This is a genomic window from Acinetobacter sp. AKBS16 (genome assembly GCF_002899995.1).
In the GTDB taxonomy this organism is placed as follows: domain Bacteria; phylum Pseudomonadota; class Gammaproteobacteria; order Pseudomonadales; family Moraxellaceae; genus Acinetobacter; species Acinetobacter baumannii.
Genome location: NZ_POYH01000088.1, coordinates 57974 through 75358, shown reverse-complemented (window position 1 = coordinate 75358; position 17385 = coordinate 57974). Strand labels below are relative to the sequence as shown.

Sequence of the window (17385 nt, the reverse complement as noted above, 5' to 3'; positions counted from 1 at the left end):
AATCATGCCGACAGAATGGGTGAATACGCTCATCAAACCTTGGAACTTCTTTGACAACACCCCGACTTTAAACTTGGGTGAACAAGAGCAAAACACGCAGCACGACCATCACTAAACGGGTGCATGATCTAGGGTGGGTAACGAATAGGTTACCCGCACCTGAGCACGGTTAGGCCGTTCGTAAAAAAGGAATTTCTCAATGAAAAATTTATTTTCTCAGGTTATGAGAGGGACTCTCTTTGTCTCATTTTTTTCAACTGTGCATGCTGGTGAGCTTGAAATTAAGCCAACTTTTGAAGCAACTTTTGGGGCTTTTAGTAGCGGTAAAAGCTATAACGGCGAAAACCTAGAGGATGAAAGAATCAACTGGCAAGAAGGTCATCTTAAATATGGTGCGAAAGGACAATACACCTTTAAAAACAATCAGCTCTATACAAGCTTGAGCGGTATTAGCTCAGCAACATTTGGTGATGGTGACGCAGGCCAAAATAGTAATGGTAAAGAACGTAAAACAGATGTGAATGAATGGATCATTGGTTTTAAAGACGGTACTAATAAAGATGAGTTAACGACCTATGATTTAAGTATCGGTCGACAAAATATCATGATTGGTGACGGGTTCTTCATTGCGGGTGATGCGTTAAACCTCGGTAAAGCACCTGCGGATGGCACACTAGATCGGGGCGGAGCATATTATCTGGCAGCTCGTCGAAGCTTTGATTTTACAAGTTTGCTTCAATATAAACCGCAAGAGAATACAACGCTAAAGCTGGCTTATTTAAAGTCAGACAATAAAGCACAATTTTCACCTGAACTATTTGTGACTGATCTGATGTATCAGCTTAAAGATAAGGGCGTTGGGTTTACCTATTTAAACGTATTAGATCTTACAGATGCTGAACAGGTTTCAGGACGACAAGACCTTAAAAATTATGCTTTACGCTTGAATTATCAACCTTTACCAGAGATACAAGTTAAAACTGAGTTTGTAGTTCAAGATAAAAAAGATGGTCAAGAAGATGCTGGCTACTTAGCGCTGAACTATAACTTTTTATCTTCAAAATATACGCCTTCATTAGGCTACCGTTTTAGTCATTTTTCAGACCAATACGACCCTATGTTTTATGGAAATACGGTCGGCTTTGGTACATGGTTTCAGGGTGAAGTTGCCGGAAATTATGCTGGACCATTCAATAAAAATGCAGATATTCACCAAGTTTCTTACAGTATGAATCTAAAAGAAAATTTTATGTTGGGTGCTTTGGCCTATAAGTTCAAAACAGTAAATAAGTCTTTAACTAATGTAGATGGACATGAGCTGGATGTCTTTTCGGTCTGGTCGGTTAATAAAAAATTCAATGTTATTCCTTTAGTTGGGCTGTATAAACCAAAACACGATATCCATAGTGGTGGTACACAAAACTACGATGACAAAACTAATGTCTATGCGCAGTTAATTTTGCAATACATCTATTAATAAATCCTTTTAAATGAATTGAGAGAAATAAAAAATGAGTGAAGTTAAGATATTACAAAGCGTACAGCAATTTATGGCACGTCAACATGGACATTTTATTGATGGAAAGTTAGTTGTTGCCGAGCTTTTAGATAAAGTGGATATAGTGAATCCATCTACTGAACAAGTCGTTGCTCAAATTAGTATTGGTAGTCGACACGATGTCGAAAGCGCCGTGAAAAGTGCTGAACATGCTTTTCAAAATGCTTGGGCTGAAACGACGCCGTATGAACGTGGCGTTAAACTGAACAAGCTCGCCGATTTAATTGAGCAACATGGTGAAGAACTTGCACAGCTCGAGACGTTGTCTACAGGAAAGCTTATCAATATTTCCCGTCATCTTGAAGTTGCACAATCCGTTATTTTCTTAAGATATTTTGCTGGTTGGGCAACCAAAATTAATGGTCAAACCATGCAACCTTCTATTCCTTCTATGCAAGGTGAGAAATATACAGCCTTTACTTTAAGACAACCGATTGGTGTGGTTGCAGGGATTGTGCCTTGGAATTTTTCACTCATGATTGGTGTTTGGAAAATCGGTTCAGCTTTAACAACGGGTTGTACCATTGTGCTTAAACCTAGTGAATTTGCCAGCTTATCTTTATTACGTTTAGCTGAACTTGCCATTGAGGCAGGTATTCCAGCTGGTGTAATTAATGTAGTGACAGGTAAGGGGGAGACGGGACAATATTTAATTGAGTCGCCGCTGGTTAAGAAAGTTTCGTTTACAGGTTCAGTCCCAACCGGTATTGCCATTGGTAAACTCGCGATGAGCAGTGATTTAACCCGTGTGAGTCTAGAGTTGGGTGGTAAAAATGCAATAGCTGTTTTGGCCGATGCAAATATTGATGAGATTTTACCGACTTTGTTGCAAGCAGCTTTTGTACATCAAGGTCAAGTTTGTGCATCACCAGAGCGTTTTTTTGTACATCACACAAAACATGATGAACTAGTCGAGAAACTCTCGAAAGCACTCTCTGGTTTCAAAATTGGATCGGCTATGGATGAAGGAAGTATGTTTGGTCCACTCTCTAATCAGCCACACTTTCATAAAGTGAAACATTATTTAGATATGGCTAAAGCCAACAATCAGATTATTGCTGGTGGTGAGGCTCTAGATCAAACAGGATATTTTGTACAGCCGACTTTAATTTCCTTTAAAAATACCGATGATCCTTTATTTTCAGAAGAAACCTTTGGCCCAGTGGTTGGGGTAATGCCATTCGACACTGATGAAGAGCTCATTCAACTGATGAACCAGTCACGCTTTGGTTTAACCGCAAGTATTTGGACAAATGACTTATCTAAAGCCTTACGTTTAATTCCTAAAATTGAAGCAGGTACCTTGTGGGTTAATATGCATACGTTCTTAGATCCATCAGTTCCATTTGGTGGCGTGAAAGCTTCAGGAATTGGTAGGGAGTTTTCAGATGCATTTATTGAAGATTACACCGAATTAAAATCGGTGATGATTCGGTATTAAATTTCAAAACTCTAAGAAATATAAAAAATGGCCCCTATAGGCCATTTTTTTGAATCATTAAATTAATCTACTAAAAAATCCGTTAAGATTTTATTAAAAACTTCTGGTTGCTCGACATTAGAAATATGAGAGGCATCTATTTCTGCAAGTTTTGATTGTGGAATGCGCTGCTGCATAAATTGACTATCTGCAACTGTCGTTACAGGGTCTTGAGTTCCTGCAACCACCAATACAGGAATTTTGATGTCTTTTAATTGCTCACGGACATCCGCTTTAGCCAAAGCCTCACAACAATTGGCATAACCTATTGCGCTGCCAGCACTTAAGTCGTTACACAGGTTGTTGACAATTGAAGGATGACTTTGGATAAAGGGATCTGTAAACCATCTCGAAGCTGCTGTAGCTGCGATTGGTTGTAAACCTTGCTCACGTACTAATTTTGCACGGTCAAGCCATGCCTGTTCTTGTCCAATTTTAGCGGCAGTATTTGCCACAATGACATGACTAAAACGGTTAGGGTAGTAAATCGCCAGCCATTGACCTGTTAAACCGCCCATGGAAATACCACAAAAAGCAGCTTTGCTAATATTCAGATGATCCAGTAAACGGACAACATCTTCACCTAATTGCTCTACAGTGTATGGGCCGTTAGGCGTAGATGATGAACCGTGACCACGAGTGTCATAGCAGATCACAAAAAATTGATCTTTTAGCTCATTAAACTGTTTTTGCCACATACCATAATTGGTGCCCAAAGAGTTGGAAAACACCAGAGCAGGGGAAGATGGCTCACCAAAGGTTTGATAGTTAATTTGTGCATCGGCAGATTGAAAAGATGGCATTTGTTTCTCCTTAAAGTGCTTCAACACGTTCAATAATCAATGCGATGCCTTGACCCACCCCAATACACATTGAACACAAGGCATAACGACCGCCTGTTTGTTCAAGCTGGTTTAAGGCTGTAGTCACAAGACGTGCACCTGATGCACCAAGTGGATGGCCTAAAGCAATGGCACCACCGTTTGGGTTTACCTTGTCAGAGTTGTCTGGTAAGCCTAAATCACGGGTCACTGCCAAAGCTTGTGCAGCAAAGGCTTCATTCAGCTCAATCACATCCATCTGCTCTAAAGTCAGGTTGGCTTGTTTAAGTAATTTTTTAATGGCTGGTGCCGGAGCAAAACCCATAATACGTGGCTCTACACCCACTGCTGTTGAAGCAATGATCTTGGCACGTGGTTTGAGATTGTAGGCCTGAACTGCATCATCAGAAGCAATCAATAGAGCTGCTGCACCATCGTTGATGCCTGAAGCATTACCCGCAGTGACCGTGCCCTCTGCTTTTACAACAGGCTTAAGTTTGCTTAAAGCTTCAAGTGTGGTTGATGCACGAGGATGCTCATCGGTATCAATCACCACCGCATCACCCTTACGCTGAGGGATTTCAACTGCCACGATTTCTTTAGAAAAAAAGCCTTTGGCTTGCGCGCTTGCGGTGCGTTGTTGGCTCACCAAGGCAAACTGGTCCTGATCTGCACGATTGACGTTGAACTGTTCAGCTACGTTTTCGGCAGTCTGGGGCATGGTGTCTACACCATACAATTCTTTAAGTTTAGGGTTAATGAAACGCCAGCCCATAGTGGTGTCTTCAATCTTCTGGCTACGGCCAAAGGCACTGTCAGACTTACTCATCACATACGGTGCACGGCTCATGCTTTCCACACCACCAGCAATTACTAGATTTGCTTCACCTGCTTTAATGGCACGGGCAGCAATAGCAATGGCATCGAGTGATGAACCACACAAACGGTTAATGGTGGTTGCTGGAACCTGATACGGTACCCCAGCAAGCAGTGCTGACATACGGCCGACATTACGGTTATCTTCACCGGCTTGATTGGCACAGCCATAGATCACATCATCGACCTGTTCCCAATCTACACTTGGGTTACGCTGCATGAGCGCTTTAATCGGCACAGCGCCAAGGTCATCGGCACGGACAGGCGCAAGGCCACCGGCATAACGGCCAAATGGAGTACGGATGGCATCGATGATATAAGCGTTTTTTAATGTCATTTCCCTACTTCCTTACCCTTGAGTCGCATCAATCAAAGTTGCACCTGTTAAAGCCTGTAACTCATCAAAGCTAAGACCTTCAACTTTCTCAATCACCTTTAAACCTTCGCTAGTCACATCAATCACACACAGGTCAGTGTAAATACGATCCACACAGTGTTTACCAGTAACTGGATAAGTCAGCTCAGCGACAATCTTTGGCTCACCTTGTTTGGTTACATGGTCCGTAGTGATAAATACTTTCTTGGCACCAACCGCCAAATCCATCGCACCACCTACGGCAGGAATCGCATCCGGTGCACCCGTGTGCCAGTTCGCCAAGTCACCATTGGCTGCCACCTGAAATGCCCCAAGCACCGCAATATCAAGGTGACCACCACGCATCATGGCAAAGGAGTCACCATGGTGGAAAAAGCTGCCGCCTTCAAGCATGGTCACAAACTCTTTACCCGCATTAATCAGTTCAGGGTCTTCTTCACCCACAGCTGGCGGTGGGCCAAAAGCCAATAAACCATTTTCAGAATGTAGAAAAACATCTTTGTCAGCAGGTAAGTAGCTGGCAATCTTGGTCGGTAAACCAATACCCAAGTTGACATAGGCGCCATCGGGAATATCTTGTGCCACACGTTGTGCAATCTGGTCACGGCTGAGTTTCTGGTAGCTCATGTTATTTCTCCTTATTGCTTACTGGGCGGGCTGTACTTGTACAACGTGCTGTACAAAGATACCTGGGGTAATGATATGTTCCGGATCTAATCCACCTAACTCAACCACTTCAGAAACTTGAGCAATGGTGACATCAGCAGCCATGGCCATGATCGGACCAAAGTTACGTGCAGATTTACGGTAAACCAGATTGCCCCAGCGGTCGCCCTTATAAGCTTTAATCAGGGCAAAGTCAGCCTTGATCGGATACTCAAGCACATAGTCTTTACCATCAATATGACGGGTTTCTTTGCCTTCAGCTAAAAGTGTTCCAAAGCCAGTTGGGGTAAACACCGCCCCAAGGCCCATACCAGCTGCCTGAATACGGCACGCCAGATTGCCTTGCGGTACCAGTTCAAGTTCAACCTTTCCGGCACGGTACAGTTCATCAAATACATAAGAGTCCGACTGACGTGGGAAAGAGCAAATCACTTTTTTAATTGAACCGGCTTTGAGCAGCTTAGCGAGACCATAATCGCCATTACCGGCATTGTTGCTCACAATGGTCAGGTCCTTAACGCCAAGTTCAATCAGACCGTCAATGAGTTCAGCGGGTTGTCCTGCGGTACCAAAACCACCAATCAGAATGGTTGCACCATCTTTAATCTGCGATAGAACCTCGCTTAGTGAGGACTTACTTTTGTCAATCATTAGACAACTCCATTGTGCTCATTGAAGAAGAGAGAGGTAAGAGATTTAGGCACACTGAGGCGAGAAGAATAGATAAATATTTCACTCAATCCCGAGTGTTTCCCTTAGATTTCCCTTTTAAACATTTTTGATAATTTTCAGATTTTGATCTAGTCAGCTATATATAATTTTGTTCGATTTAGGATTTTTTTGTTCGACTATCGAACATTATCTAAGTAAATTACTTATTCAATCTTACAAATACAAGTTGTAAAAAAATACTAATTATTTTGAATAGATATGTAGAAATACCATATTCACTTAGGCTATTTTATAGGTAAAAATTACCACCTATCCTGTATATAAAATCTTAATTTTGTGATTGTAAAATCAAGCGAGCAAGTTCTAAATCATCAGGGTAAGTAATTTTTATATTATCAGAACGCCCCATGACCACCTGTACACTCTCTCCTATAGATTCAAGTGCACTCGCCTCATCTGTAATAGTCAAATTATTTTTTAGCGCTGTTTCTATTGCTTTTTTAAGAATTCCAATTTTAGCAATTTGAGGAGTTTGAGCTTGCCACAACAGCTCTCGACTCACTGTTTTGTCAATTTGCTGTTCCTGATTCACTTGTTTTAGCGTATCGCGTACCGGAATTGCCAAAATAGCACTCTGATTAGTCTCAATTGCATTTTTAACAAGAGTATTCAAACATTCAAAAGTCACACAAGGCCTTGCCGCATCATGTACTAATACCCAATCATCTTCATCCGCAATCTGTGATAGATAATTCAGAGCATTTAATACCGAGTGCACACGTTCAACGCCACCATTACAAAAATGCGCTTTATGCTTATCTTGAAAAGATAAAGTTGAGGCAAAAGTATCTTGTTTTCCAATTGCCAAAACATAACCTGTCAGCGGAAGCTGACTTAAACGCTTAACCGTATATTCTATAACCGTAGCATCTTGAATATATTGGTATTGCTTTAATTCAGTTTTGGAAAACCGACTTCCTGAACCAGCCGCAGGAATAACTGCCCATAATTTAGTCTGGGATGTCTGGTGATGGAGGTGTCTCATTAGTTTCCAAATCTACTTTAGCGTTCGGGTCAATATAAATAGGTTTGTAATGGGTACTAATTGTACTCATTTGAACAAATGTCTCATGTGGCTTAACCAAACCTAGATCTAGGCGAGCATGCTCTTCTATCGCCTCCGTACCATTCTTTAGGTCGAAAACTTCAGCTGCCAAAATACGGTTTCGCTCTTTAAGCTCGTCATTTACTTCGGCTTGTTGTTGAATCTGCTGCATAAGCGCTTGATGAGGAAAATAACCACCCTCACCTAACCAAAACTGATATTGCAATATAGCCACTAAAACAATAACCAGTAGCAATATAAGTTTGCTTGAAGTGGAACGAAATACTTCTAACATAGCATTAAGAGCTTTAATTAAAAACTTTGATTAAGTTTTTGTATTGTATGACAATTTACAAGCAGCATGCAAAATTCCTGCAAAGTTCCTGCAAAACGATGAATGGTCATATTACTTTAAATTGACCATTGTGACATGTTTCATTTTGTCAAAATTCAACTCAATTGGAAAGGAAAATAATGTTTATGAACACAACTGCTTATAAATCAATCTATGCATATAAAAATACTTCTAATTAACAAAAAAAGCATCTCAGTAAATATAAAAAAGCTTCCTGAAAGATATAAAGAAATAGATTCTCTGAACATAAAGACTATCTTCTTACTACCAATGAGCAAAGTTTAAATATTGTATTACTTACAATGCTTGATTCCGGCCGTAGTTTTATTCAAGATGATAAATTAATAAAACAGAATTTTTTTAAAATTTAATAGCTGTATCATCATTTTTTCAAGCTCGGCCCTTCTATTCTATACATGAGTTTTATATCTTTTAATTTCATATAACAATACACATATATCAATTTTTTAACCAATAACCACTTAAAAAGTATATTTTTTTTAATTTTATTCTGATATGAATTTTAAATGTATTTTTTATACATATTTAAACAAGTGAGAAAAAGATGGATCTTTCTAATATTCTTATAGGTGACACAACGTGGTCCTTTGTTTTAGAAATTTTGGTCCGTTGTACCATCATGTTTATCATTATCATTAGTTTTCTAAGGCTATCTGGTAAACGTGGTATTCGGCAACTCTCCTTATTTGAACTTGCCATTATTTTATGTTTAGGTTCTGCTGCTGGCGATCCTATGTTTACTAAGGATTTACCGATTGCCCATGCATTGATAGCTTTTATCGCTATTCTTTCTCTATATCGTCTTGTCACTTGGGGCATGGTAAAACATAAAAAAATTGAAGATTTATTGGAAGGAAAAGCGCTCTGTGTCGTTAAAGAAGGCCTTTTAGTCTACAAAGATTTCCAAAAACAGACCTATTCTCATGATGAGTTTTTTTCGGAAATGCGCCAACAAAACGTTGAACATTTAGGCCAAGTCAGAACAGCCCTGCTTGAATCGGATGGTATTCTGAGCTTGCTTTATTATGAAGATGAAGATGTCAAATGGGGACTTCCCTTATTCCCTGATGCTTATCGTAAAGCAGAAGTTCTTAAAATTAATACTTTTTATTCCTGTATGAAATGTGGCGAAACTAAAATTTTAAATAAGCTAGATCAAGAATGCTCTCGTTGTCATCACCACAGTTGGGCTGAATCTTTAAAAACCCGGCGCTTAGGGTAAATAAAAAAGTGCTATTTCTAACACTTAGAAATAGCACTTATATTTAAATATTAATTTTTCATCAATATTTAAATAAATAAAACTTTATTTAAAAGATTAGTTTAAACCTTTGAATTCAGCTTTACCGCGGTAAACCGCTTTAGTTAACTCTTCAATGCGAAGCAATTGGTTATATTTAGAAACACGGTCAGAACGGCAAAGTGAACCAGTCTTAATTTGACCTGCTGCTGTACCTACTGCTAAATCAGCAATAGTTGAATCTTCTGTTTCACCAGAACGGTGAGAAATAACCGTGGTGTAACCATTTGCTTTAGCAAGGTAGATTGCATCTAAAGTTTCAGTCAATGTACCAATCTGGTTATATTTGATCAAAATTGAGTTACCAACTTTTTCATCAATACCACGTTGTAAAATCTTAGGATTAGTTACGAATAAATCGTCACCAACTAATTGGATTTTATCACCAAGAATTGAAGTTAAGTAACTCCAGCCTTCCCAGTCAGACTCATCCAAACCATCTTCAATAGAGATAATTGGATACTGCTTAACAAGACCAGCTAAGTAATCAGCAAATTGATTGCTTGTAAAAGACTTGTTGCCTTCACCTTCAAGAATATATTGCCCATTCTTGTAGAATTCTGAAGATGCACAGTCAAGTGCAAGCATAATATCTGAACCAGCTTTATAACCAGTTTGCTCAATTGCTTGAAGAATTACTGTAATCGCTTCTTCATTTGAGCGAAGATTAGGCGCAAAACCACCTTCATCACCTACAGCTGTGTTCAAACCTTGTTTCTTAAGAACTGATTTCAAAGAATGGAATACTTCTGCACCAGCACGTAGTGCTTCAGCGAATGAAGTGAAACCAACTGGCTCAATCATGAATTCTTGAATATCAACAGTGTTATCTGCGTGAGCACCACCGTTCAAAATGTTCATCATTGGTACAGGCATAGTCAAAGTAGTTTGACCACGTAAGTTAGCAATGTATTGGAACAATGGAAGTTTTTGTTCAGCTGCTGCTGCGTGAGCTGCTGCTAAAGATACCGCCAAAGTTGCATTAGCACCTAATTTAGATTTGTTTTCAGTGCCATCAAAAGCAATCATTTTTTCATCAAGCGCTTTTTGTTCAAAAACACTTTGACCAACAAGCAATTCATGAATTGAGCTATTTACATTCTGAACAGCAGTACGAACGCCTTTACCTAAGTAACGAGATTTGTCGCCGTCACGAAGTTCTAAAGCTTCACGAGAACCAGTTGAAGCACCAGATGGTGCACATGCACGACCAACCACCCCAGATTCTAAGATGACGTCTGCTTCGATGGTTGGGTTACCACGAGAGTCCAAAATTTCACGTGCACGAATGTCAACGATTTGGCTCATGAACAATTCCTCAGTTGAATGAATAACGCGATGCAAATTCCTGCATCAATGAGTATCTAACTTTTTGAATCCTTTAACTAAAGTATCCAATTCTTTTAGTTGTGCCAAGAATGGCTCAAGCTGTGACAAGCGCAATGCAGATGGTCCATCACATTTCGCTTTATCTGGATCTGGATGAGACTCTAGGAATAATCCCGCTAAACCTGTTGCCATACCTGCGCGCGCTAAAGTTGTAATTTGAGCACGGCGGCCACCAGCTGAATCTGAACGACCACCTGGAGTTTGTAAAGCATGAGTCACGTCAAAGAATACAGGTACATTCATTTCTTTCATGATGTCAAAGCCAAGCATGTCTACAACTAAATTGTTATAGCCAAATGCTGAGCCACGCTCACAAAGAATAAGTTTGTCATTTCCCGCTTCTAAACATTTATGCAAAATATGGCGCATTTCATGAGGAGCCAAGAACTGTGCTTTTTTAATGTTGATAATAGCTTGGGTTTTCGCCATTGCTTCAACAAGATCAGTTTGACGGCTTAAGAAAGCAGGAAGCTGGATAATATCAGCGACTTCGGCAACTGGCGCTGCCTGATATGGTTCGTGAACGTCGGTAATAATGGGTACATTAAAATGTTTTTTAATGTCGCCTAACCATTCAATACCTTTTTCAAGTCCAGGACCACGGAATGAATGCAAACTAGAACGGTTTGCTTTATCAAAACTCGCCTTAAATACATAAGGAATATCCAGACGTTTACAAATATCAATATAAGTTTCAGCAATTTCAAAAGCTAAATCTTTTGACTCAAGTACGTTCATTCCGCCAAATAATACAAATGGCAAATGATTTGCCATTTGTATATCGCCTAAACGTACAACTTCTTGTGGTTTTAATTGTGACATTTAAACTTTCCCAGTTTATTTTAAAATCGCATTACTTACTTTTTTGATGCTGTGTTTTTGCAGCGTCAATAAAACTAGCAAATAATGGATGTCCATCACGTGGTGAACTTGTAAATTCCGGGTGGAATTGTACAGCAATAAACCAAGGATGTTCAGGAATTTCTACAGTTTCAACTAAATGTTGCGCTGAAGAATAACCAGAAATCTTCATACCCGCTTGTTCAATCGCTTCAATGAAACGATTATTCATTTCATAACGGTGACGATGACGTTCGGTAATCTCAGCTTTTCCGTAAACTTCACGAGTTTTTGTGCCTTCAACCAATTCTGATTTTTGTGCACCTAAACGCATTGTTCCGCCTAAGTCAGACTCAAGGCTACGCTGTTGTAATTCACCGCGCTCATCTAACCATTCGGTAATTAAACCAATCAATGGATATTTTGTAGAACGGTTAAATTCTGTAGAAGAAGCTTCTGGCATACCTGCAACATGGCGAGCATATTCAATAACAGCCAACTGCATACCCAAACAGATTCCCAAGAAAGGAATACTATTTTCACGTGCGTATTGAATAGCTTTCATTTTGCCTTCAGTACCACGCTCACCAAAACCGCCAGGAACTAAAATCGCATCAGCTGTTTTCAAAATAGAAACATCTTGACTTTCAAGCTCTTCAGCATTGACATAATCAATTTGTACTTTTACGCGATTTTTAATACCAGCATGTAACAATGCTTCGTTTACAGATTTATAAGCATCCGGTAATTCAACATACTTACCGACCATTGCTACACGTACTGTGTATTCTGGGTTAAGTAATGCTTCTACAACATTATCCCAATCAGTTAAGTCAGCTTCCGGTAAATCAGTAAAACCAAAACGTTCACAAATCAGGTCATCTACATTTTGCTCATAGAAGCCACGTGGAATTTGATAGATCGTTTTCGCATCTTTACACACGACAACCGCACGAGCTTCTACGTTCGTGAATAACGCGATCTTACGTTTAGTGTCAGCATCAACATCATACTCAGTACGACAGATAAGAATATCTGGCTGAATACCGATTGAAAGTAACTCTTTTACAGAGTGCTGAGTTGGTTTTGTTTTTAACTCCGCTGCTGACTTAATATATGGCAACAAAGTTAAATGCATAAGCATGGTACGTTTATGGCCCAGCTCAACCATTAACTGACGAACCGACTCCATAAACGGTAAAGATTCGATATCACCTACGGTACCACCGATCTCTACGATAGCAACATCATAACCTTCGCCTGCGCGGAGTACACGTTCTTTAATATTGTCGGTAATATGAGGAATAACCTGAACTGTACCACCTAAGTAATCACCACGACGCTCTTTATTTAAAACGTCTTGATATACACGACCACTAGTGAAGTTGTTTAGTTTGGTCATTTTCGCGCGACGTAAGAAACGTTCGTAATAACCCAGATCCAGATCTGTTTCTGCACCATCTTCGGTAACAAAAACTTCACCATGCTGGAATGGACTCATTGTCCCTGGATCGACATTAATATAAGGATCCATTTTAACCATTGTGACTTTTAAGCCACGAGCTTCCAAAAGTGCAGCAACAGAAGCAGCAGAAATACCTTTACCTAGCGATGAAACCACACCACCAGTGACAAAAATAAAATGGGTCATTAAGTTTCTCGTACAATCAAGCCGAAATCGGCCTACAATGTTTGGCAATTTTACTGTACTCTGCCCCTATAAAGCAAAGTCAAACCGCATCAATTCAAAGAACAATAAACAACTGGTTATTCTATCAGCATTTTTAATAAAAAATTAGCTCAATCTGACATGATTTTTTCATAGCTATTTACTGTTATAATGCCAATTCCTCAATTAAATGTTGTTTAGGGCAATGGCAAATAAAAAACTTTTAATCTGTGCTGCAATTGCGGCTGGACTATTGTTAACCGCATGCGTTAAAAAAGAGACACCGAAAGAAGAAGAGCAAGACAAGGTTGAAACTGCTGTTTCAGAACCTCAACCACAGAAGCCTGCAAAATTTGAATCTTTAGAGAGTGTAGATACTCAAGAAGCCCAAGTTCAAGAGCAACCACAAGTTGAAGTTCATCGTGAAGAAACTGCTAACACGACAACTGAAATTCGCCGTGAAACTCGTCCTGCGCGTTCTGATGAATCTTCACAGACACAAGTTGCTGAACAACCTAAATCTGAGACACCAAAAGTAGAACCTAAACCAGAAAAAAAACCTGAGCCTAAAGCTGAACCTAAACCGGAAAAAGCTCAGTCAAAACCAGCTGCTAAGGCAACTGAGCCTGCGAACACAGAAGATGATGCCGTTGCTGCTGCTATTGCTGCTGCAACACCAGCACTTAAGAACTAAGCTTCTGTTCAAGAATGCCCAAATTATTTTTTTAATTTGGGCATTTATATAAATAGTCATAATACAAATAAATTTAATTTTATTACTTTTTATCTTTAAAGCTCTCCTGTCTATCATTTTAGGACAATCTATTTTCAATCATTCGAAATTTATTGACTCCAATCTAGTCTGCTTATAATTTTTATTAACAAGTTCCTTTTTGGAACTTAATCTAAAAAAAGATTGGAGCAAGAAAATGAAAACAGCTTTAAACCGTACACCAGCCTCTTTTCCTGTCCGCCGCATGGACTACAATTTTGAAGATACTCCGCGCTATTGGTGCAATCATGAGCCTTCTCTCACCCACTATTTCACGGGTCTTTCGACTTTATTTCCTGAAGGTGAATCATACTTTGTTAGATCTGTCCGTGCTTTACGAGCTAAAGCTAAAGAGAATGAAATTCTAGACAGAGAAATAGGCGCATTTATTGGTCAAGAAGCAATGCATTCTAAAGAACATCATGCTTTCCATGTCAGTGCACAACAATATGGTTTAAATCCAGAATCACTAGAGAAAGCTACAGGTATTGTTCTTAAAGCTATTGAGAAAGTTTTTAGTAAAAAATGGAATTTATTGGTAACTGTTGGATTAGAACACTATACAGCTGTTCTGGTAGTCAGCATGATGCAATCAGTAAATGAGCTTATGACCGACAACACTATTCGCAACCTATGGTTATGGCACAGTGTAGAAGAAACCGAGCATAAAGCTGTTGCATTCGATTTATATCAACATCTATATGGCAACGGATTAGATGCATATATTCCACGTGTTGCAATTTTTACATTCAGTTTAGTTTTGATTACAGCCTTTTCAACTATTTACCATATTGTTCTAATGAAACGAGATAAGCAACTGACCAATTTCAAGACTTGGCGCAACTTTTTTAACTTTGCGAGCAAACAATATAAAGTGTTGATTCCTAAATTTCTTGAATACTATCGTTTTAATTTTCACCCTAATCAAACAGATGAAAAAGCTTTAGTTGCCGCTACAAAAGTAAAACTTGGAATAAATGATAGATCACTCCTTTTATCTTAAGGTATAAAAAAATAAAGCCCAAGATCTGGGCTTTATTTATATTCAAAGATTATCTATTTATTATGTTCAATTAAAAAATAATCAGCCATGAGACGTGCTGCCCACGATGTACTGCGCCATCCCTCATAAAATGCACAATGACTTCCTTTTTTCGTTGTCACCACAGCAACATTGCTCATCTGCTGAATTGGCTCTTTATATGGCTCTAAATTTTTAATAGAACATACAGGGTCATCTTCAGCATTCAAAATCATTAAAGGAATTTTAATATTTTCGAACACATAAATCGGGTTAATAGATTTACAGTAAGTTTCATAATCTTCAAAACCCGCCATTTCGAAGTATTCTTTTTCAAATTCTTCCAAATTGGTTGCTGATAAAACCCTCTCTAAAGATGCAATCTGACTCCATGTATTTTGGTACGGATAAATAAAATACTTGAAGAGCTTTTTAGTCATCATTTTACTGTAAAAAGGATGGACATTTTTAAAACCAATTTCCGTGTTATAGCCCGGACACATCGCAAAAGCAGCTTTAAAAGGTGTATCTTCGCCTTGTTCACCCAAATAACGAACTAGCAGCCCCGTACCGGCCGAAGAACCTACCGCATATAAATCCGATGCCGGAAATAAACTTTGAATATGGTTAAGTTGTTCTTTTAAATCACTCGTAGAGCCAAAAAGAGAAATTTGGGGCACAGGCATTGGCAAACCTGCGTGACCACGGCGCAGGCATAATGCAATTCGCCAGCCTGTGTATCGATTTAAATCGCGTACCAATTCACGCATACTCTCAGGTGTACCTGTAATGGTATGCATAATTACAACTGTTGGTGTATCTGGCGGTAAGTTATAGCCATACCAAGCAATTGCGGTAATACCACCATCACTCATAGTGAGTTGATCAATTCGATCATATGCTAACTTTATTGTTTGTTTTCTAATAAGATCAAAATAAAGTAAGTGAACATGACTATTTGTGAGCCAAGGCGTAGGACGATATTTCTGTTTAAGTTGTGGCAACTTATCCAAAATATCTTTTATTTTTCCTTGAGGATGATAATAAACTTTTGGATGCTCAGCGCCCAACACTAAATCGAACAGCTCCGAACCGAAATCTTTAATTTTATTAAAAACAGATATGCCCATATCCAATAACTACCTATGACTATGAGTTAAATGATTGCCGCACTATGGCTGCAACCTGCCGTCCCCAAACTGCGTAAACTTCTTTACTTGGATGAAAACCGTCACTTGCCATAGGCAAGTTCATGGCTTGAAAAGTTTCAATATCATATTCAAGAAACTTAAAATGGCTTTGTGGTGCTAACCATTGTTGTAATTTTTGATTCATTTGCACTGCATATTGTCCAAACAACCAAGCTAGTGGATTCGGTAAAGCCGGGAAATGTTGCATTGGAGGCACACCGGAAACGATAATCAACTTTGGCTGAAAACGTTTCTGTATATACTCAAATAATTGCTTCTGTTGTTTAATCCATGATTTAGCAGAGGTCAACTTTGTGACATCATTTACACCAATAGATGTCACAATCACATCATACTTCTGCTCTTCCAAATGCTGCAAAGCATTAAAAACTTGTCGAGTTGTATCACCAGTTTTAGCATGAAGTTTCCACTGTAGGGAAAATTCATTTTGCAGTTCTTGAATAATAGCACCAGACAAGGCATCTTTCTGATTTTCTACACCAACACCTGCTGCGGCAGAATCTCCCAAAATAAGCAGAGATAAAGGTTTACCTTGACCAGTTCTACCTTCTCGTTCACCTTTAGCTTCTGCTAAACGTGGTGTGTTCTTTCGAACTTTATGACCTTGTATGAACAATAAGGGTAATAAAAAAAATGTTGAAAGTTTTAACCACATTTTTATATACCTCAATATTCTTTCTTAGGCTATTTAACAAAATTATTGAGGTTTAAATTGAGCTATTCGTATGCCCATTTGCTCAGCTAATGCAGCTAAACCGCTCATTGGACGAATCATTACTTCAAAATCAATAATTTTACCCTGCTCATTAAAACGAATCATATCGATACCTTTTAATGATTTATCTCCTACATTCGCACTAAACTCCAGCACTACATTTTCACCATTTTCCGTATAAAACTCTCGATGATAGGTAAAATTCTGAAATACCTGAATTACATTGGTGAGAATAAAGAAAACAACTTGTCTTCCCTCATAAGGTTTATAAGCAACCGGTGAACGGAAAACGACTTCATCTGCCAGCAAATCATTTAAGTTCGATAAGTCATTTGATTGAATCATGTGATGCCATTTTTCTAATGACTGTTTAGTTATTTCGAGTGTCATTTTTTATTTTTCCTTCAAATAGGTTTTAGTAATGAGCATTCTCTTACCCAAGACAATGCTCATTTAAGTCATTAAAGTACCGCTGCTAGTTCAGCACCTTGACGAATAGCACGTTTAGCGTCCAACTCACCTGCTTCTTTAGCACCAC

19 protein-coding genes are annotated in these 17385 nt (G+C 38.9%); 6 read left to right on the top strand and 13 right to left on the bottom strand.

Going from position 1 to position 17385, the window contains the following annotated elements:
• From C1642_RS20195 to C1642_RS15680, 3 genes are all read left to right on the top strand, one after another.
• On the top strand, positions 1 to 115 hold a 115-nt coding region (locus tag C1642_RS20195), incomplete at its 5' end, for a hypothetical protein (protein WP_416202832.1).
• A gap of 144 nt (positions 116 to 259) precedes the next feature.
• The gene (locus C1642_RS15685) at positions 260 to 1477 is read left to right on the top strand and encodes a hypothetical protein (RefSeq protein WP_103236562.1); all 1218 of its coding nucleotides are present in this window, start codon (positions 260 to 262) and stop codon (positions 1475 to 1477) included.
• Positions 1478 to 1511: 34 nt separating this feature from the next.
• The gene (locus tag C1642_RS15680) at positions 1512 to 2999 is read left to right on the top strand and encodes an NAD-dependent phenylacetaldehyde dehydrogenase (protein WP_103236561.1); all 1488 of its coding nucleotides are present in this window, start codon (positions 1512 to 1514) and stop codon (positions 2997 to 2999) included.
• Between the two features lie 62 nt (positions 3000 to 3061).
• Here C1642_RS15680 and pcaD read toward each other — a convergent pair whose 3' ends face one another.
• The 6 genes from pcaD to ftsB all read right to left on the bottom strand — a co-directional run bounded on the left by pcaD (position 3062) and on the right by ftsB (position 7849).
• Positions 3062 to 3841, bottom strand: a complete 780-nt coding sequence (gene pcaD / locus C1642_RS15675; RefSeq protein WP_032014983.1) for a 3-oxoadipate enol-lactonase — start codon at positions 3839 to 3841, stop codon at positions 3062 to 3064.
• Between the two features lie 10 nt (positions 3842 to 3851).
• Positions 3852 to 5072 carry a 3-oxoadipyl-CoA thiolase gene (gene pcaF, locus C1642_RS15670; RefSeq protein ID WP_103236560.1) on the bottom strand — a complete coding sequence of 407 codons (1221 nt, stop codon included), beginning with the start codon at positions 5070 to 5072 and terminating at the stop codon, positions 3852 to 3854.
• Positions 5073 to 5084: 12 nt separating this feature from the next.
• Positions 5085 to 5738 (bottom strand): 3-oxoacid CoA-transferase subunit B, encoded by a 654-nt coding sequence (locus tag C1642_RS15665; RefSeq protein WP_000121796.1) that lies wholly within the window; start codon positions 5736 to 5738, stop codon positions 5085 to 5087.
• Between the two features lie 18 nt (positions 5739 to 5756).
• Positions 5757 to 6428, bottom strand: coding sequence for a 3-oxoacid CoA-transferase subunit A (locus C1642_RS15660; RefSeq protein WP_000566012.1), 672 nt, complete (start codon positions 6426 to 6428; stop codon positions 5757 to 5759).
• A gap of 349 nt (positions 6429 to 6777) precedes the next feature.
• A complete protein-coding gene (gene ispD, locus C1642_RS15655; protein ID WP_103236559.1) occupies positions 6778 to 7494 on the bottom strand; it encodes a 2-C-methyl-D-erythritol 4-phosphate cytidylyltransferase in 717 nt (238 codons plus the stop codon).
• Positions 7460 to 7849 carry a cell division protein FtsB gene (ftsB, locus tag C1642_RS15650; RefSeq protein ID WP_000895054.1) on the bottom strand — a complete coding sequence of 130 codons (390 nt, stop codon included), beginning with the start codon at positions 7847 to 7849 and terminating at the stop codon, positions 7460 to 7462. The genes ispD and ftsB overlap by 35 nt, the downstream gene beginning before the upstream one ends.
• 625 nt (positions 7850 to 8474) lie before the next feature.
• On the opposite strand from ftsB, the gene C1642_RS15645 reads away from it, so the two are divergent.
• On the top strand, positions 8475 to 9152 hold the full coding sequence (locus C1642_RS15645; RefSeq protein ID WP_000366082.1) for a DUF421 domain-containing protein: 678 nt from the start codon (positions 8475 to 8477) through the stop codon (positions 9150 to 9152).
• A gap of 96 nt (positions 9153 to 9248) precedes the next feature.
• Here C1642_RS15645 and eno read toward each other — a convergent pair whose 3' ends face one another.
• Genes eno through C1642_RS15630 form a run of 3 tightly spaced genes read right to left on the bottom strand, consistent with a single transcriptional unit; the run spans position 9249 to position 13110 of the window.
• Positions 9249 to 10538: a phosphopyruvate hydratase gene (eno, locus tag C1642_RS15640; RefSeq protein ID WP_000078452.1), complete on the bottom strand. Its 1290-nt coding sequence runs from the start codon at positions 10536 to 10538 to the stop codon at positions 9249 to 9251.
• Positions 10539 to 10583: 45 nt separating this feature from the next.
• On the bottom strand, positions 10584 to 11441 hold the full coding sequence (gene kdsA / locus C1642_RS15635) for a 3-deoxy-8-phosphooctulonate synthase (RefSeq protein ID WP_000080538.1): 858 nt from the start codon (positions 11439 to 11441) through the stop codon (positions 10584 to 10586).
• Positions 11442 to 11472: 31 nt separating this feature from the next.
• Positions 11473 to 13110 (bottom strand): CTP synthase, encoded by a 1638-nt coding sequence (locus C1642_RS15630; protein WP_000148660.1) that lies wholly within the window; start codon positions 13108 to 13110, stop codon positions 11473 to 11475.
• Between the two features lie 223 nt (positions 13111 to 13333).
• On the opposite strand from C1642_RS15630, the gene C1642_RS15625 reads away from it, so the two are divergent.
• Positions 13334 to 13822, top strand: coding sequence for a hypothetical protein (locus C1642_RS15625; protein ID WP_001284535.1), 489 nt, complete (start codon positions 13334 to 13336; stop codon positions 13820 to 13822).
• Between the two features lie 235 nt (positions 13823 to 14057).
• Complete coding sequence (locus tag C1642_RS15620; protein WP_103236558.1) at positions 14058 to 14903, top strand: metal-dependent hydrolase; 846 nt, start codon at positions 14058 to 14060, stop codon at positions 14901 to 14903.
• Positions 14904 to 14956: 53 nt separating this feature from the next.
• Here the strand turns inward: C1642_RS15620 and C1642_RS15615 are convergent, their stop codons facing one another.
• From C1642_RS15615 to C1642_RS20190, 4 genes are all read right to left on the bottom strand, one after another.
• Positions 14957 to 16051 carry a YheT family hydrolase gene (locus C1642_RS15615; RefSeq protein ID WP_000513052.1) on the bottom strand — a complete coding sequence of 365 codons (1095 nt, stop codon included), beginning with the start codon at positions 16049 to 16051 and terminating at the stop codon, positions 14957 to 14959.
• A 19-nt stretch (positions 16052 to 16070) separates the two neighbouring features.
• Entirely contained in the window at positions 16071 to 16787 is a 717-nt protein-coding gene (locus C1642_RS15610) for an SGNH/GDSL hydrolase family protein (protein ID WP_103236557.1), read from the bottom strand.
• Between the two features lie 42 nt (positions 16788 to 16829).
• On the bottom strand, positions 16830 to 17237 hold the full coding sequence (locus C1642_RS15605; protein ID WP_031998130.1) for a nuclear transport factor 2 family protein: 408 nt from the start codon (positions 17235 to 17237) through the stop codon (positions 16830 to 16832).
• A gap of 71 nt (positions 17238 to 17308) precedes the next feature.
• Positions 17309 to 17385, bottom strand: a 77-nt coding sequence (locus C1642_RS20190; RefSeq protein WP_416202831.1) for a hypothetical protein, incomplete at its 5' end; no start/stop codon positions are given.

What these genes read in the sequence shown, in the direction of transcription:
- C1642_RS15680 (WP_103236561.1), top strand. Translation starts at nt 1,512, where the DNA reads ATGAGTGAAGTTAAGATATTACAAAGCGTACAGCAATTTATGGCACGT.
- pcaD (WP_032014983.1), bottom strand. Translation starts at nt 3,841, where the DNA reads ATGCCATCTTTTCAATCTGCCGATGCACAAATTAACTATCAAACCTTT.
- pcaF (WP_103236560.1), bottom strand. Translation starts at nt 5,072, where the DNA reads ATGACATTAAAAAACGCTTATATCATCGATGCCATCCGTACTCCATTT.
- C1642_RS15665 (WP_000121796.1), bottom strand. Translation starts at nt 5,738, where the DNA reads ATGAGCTACCAGAAACTCAGCCGTGACCAGATTGCACAACGTGTGGCA.
- C1642_RS15660 (WP_000566012.1), bottom strand. Translation starts at nt 6,428, where the DNA reads ATGATTGACAAAAGTAAGTCCTCACTAAGCGAGGTTCTATCGCAGATT.
- ispD (WP_103236559.1), bottom strand. Translation starts at nt 7,494, where the DNA reads ATGAGACACCTCCATCACCAGACATCCCAGACTAAATTATGGGCAGTT.
- ftsB (WP_000895054.1), bottom strand. Translation starts at nt 7,849, where the DNA reads ATGTTAGAAGTATTTCGTTCCACTTCAAGCAAACTTATATTGCTACTG.
- C1642_RS15645 (WP_000366082.1), top strand. Translation starts at nt 8,475, where the DNA reads ATGGATCTTTCTAATATTCTTATAGGTGACACAACGTGGTCCTTTGTT.
- eno (WP_000078452.1), bottom strand. Translation starts at nt 10,538, where the DNA reads ATGAGCCAAATCGTTGACATTCGTGCACGTGAAATTTTGGACTCTCGT.
- kdsA (WP_000080538.1), bottom strand. Translation starts at nt 11,441, where the DNA reads ATGTCACAATTAAAACCACAAGAAGTTGTACGTTTAGGCGATATACAA.
- C1642_RS15630 (WP_000148660.1), bottom strand. Translation starts at nt 13,110, where the DNA reads ATGACCCATTTTATTTTTGTCACTGGTGGTGTGGTTTCATCGCTAGGT.
- C1642_RS15625 (WP_001284535.1), top strand. Translation starts at nt 13,334, where the DNA reads ATGGCAAATAAAAAACTTTTAATCTGTGCTGCAATTGCGGCTGGACTA.
- C1642_RS15620 (WP_103236558.1), top strand. Translation starts at nt 14,058, where the DNA reads ATGAAAACAGCTTTAAACCGTACACCAGCCTCTTTTCCTGTCCGCCGC.
- C1642_RS15615 (WP_000513052.1), bottom strand. Translation starts at nt 16,051, where the DNA reads ATGGGCATATCTGTTTTTAATAAAATTAAAGATTTCGGTTCGGAGCTG.
- C1642_RS15610 (WP_103236557.1), bottom strand. Translation starts at nt 16,787, where the DNA reads ATGTGGTTAAAACTTTCAACATTTTTTTTATTACCCTTATTGTTCATA.
- C1642_RS15605 (WP_031998130.1), bottom strand. Translation starts at nt 17,237, where the DNA reads ATGACACTCGAAATAACTAAACAGTCATTAGAAAAATGGCATCACATG.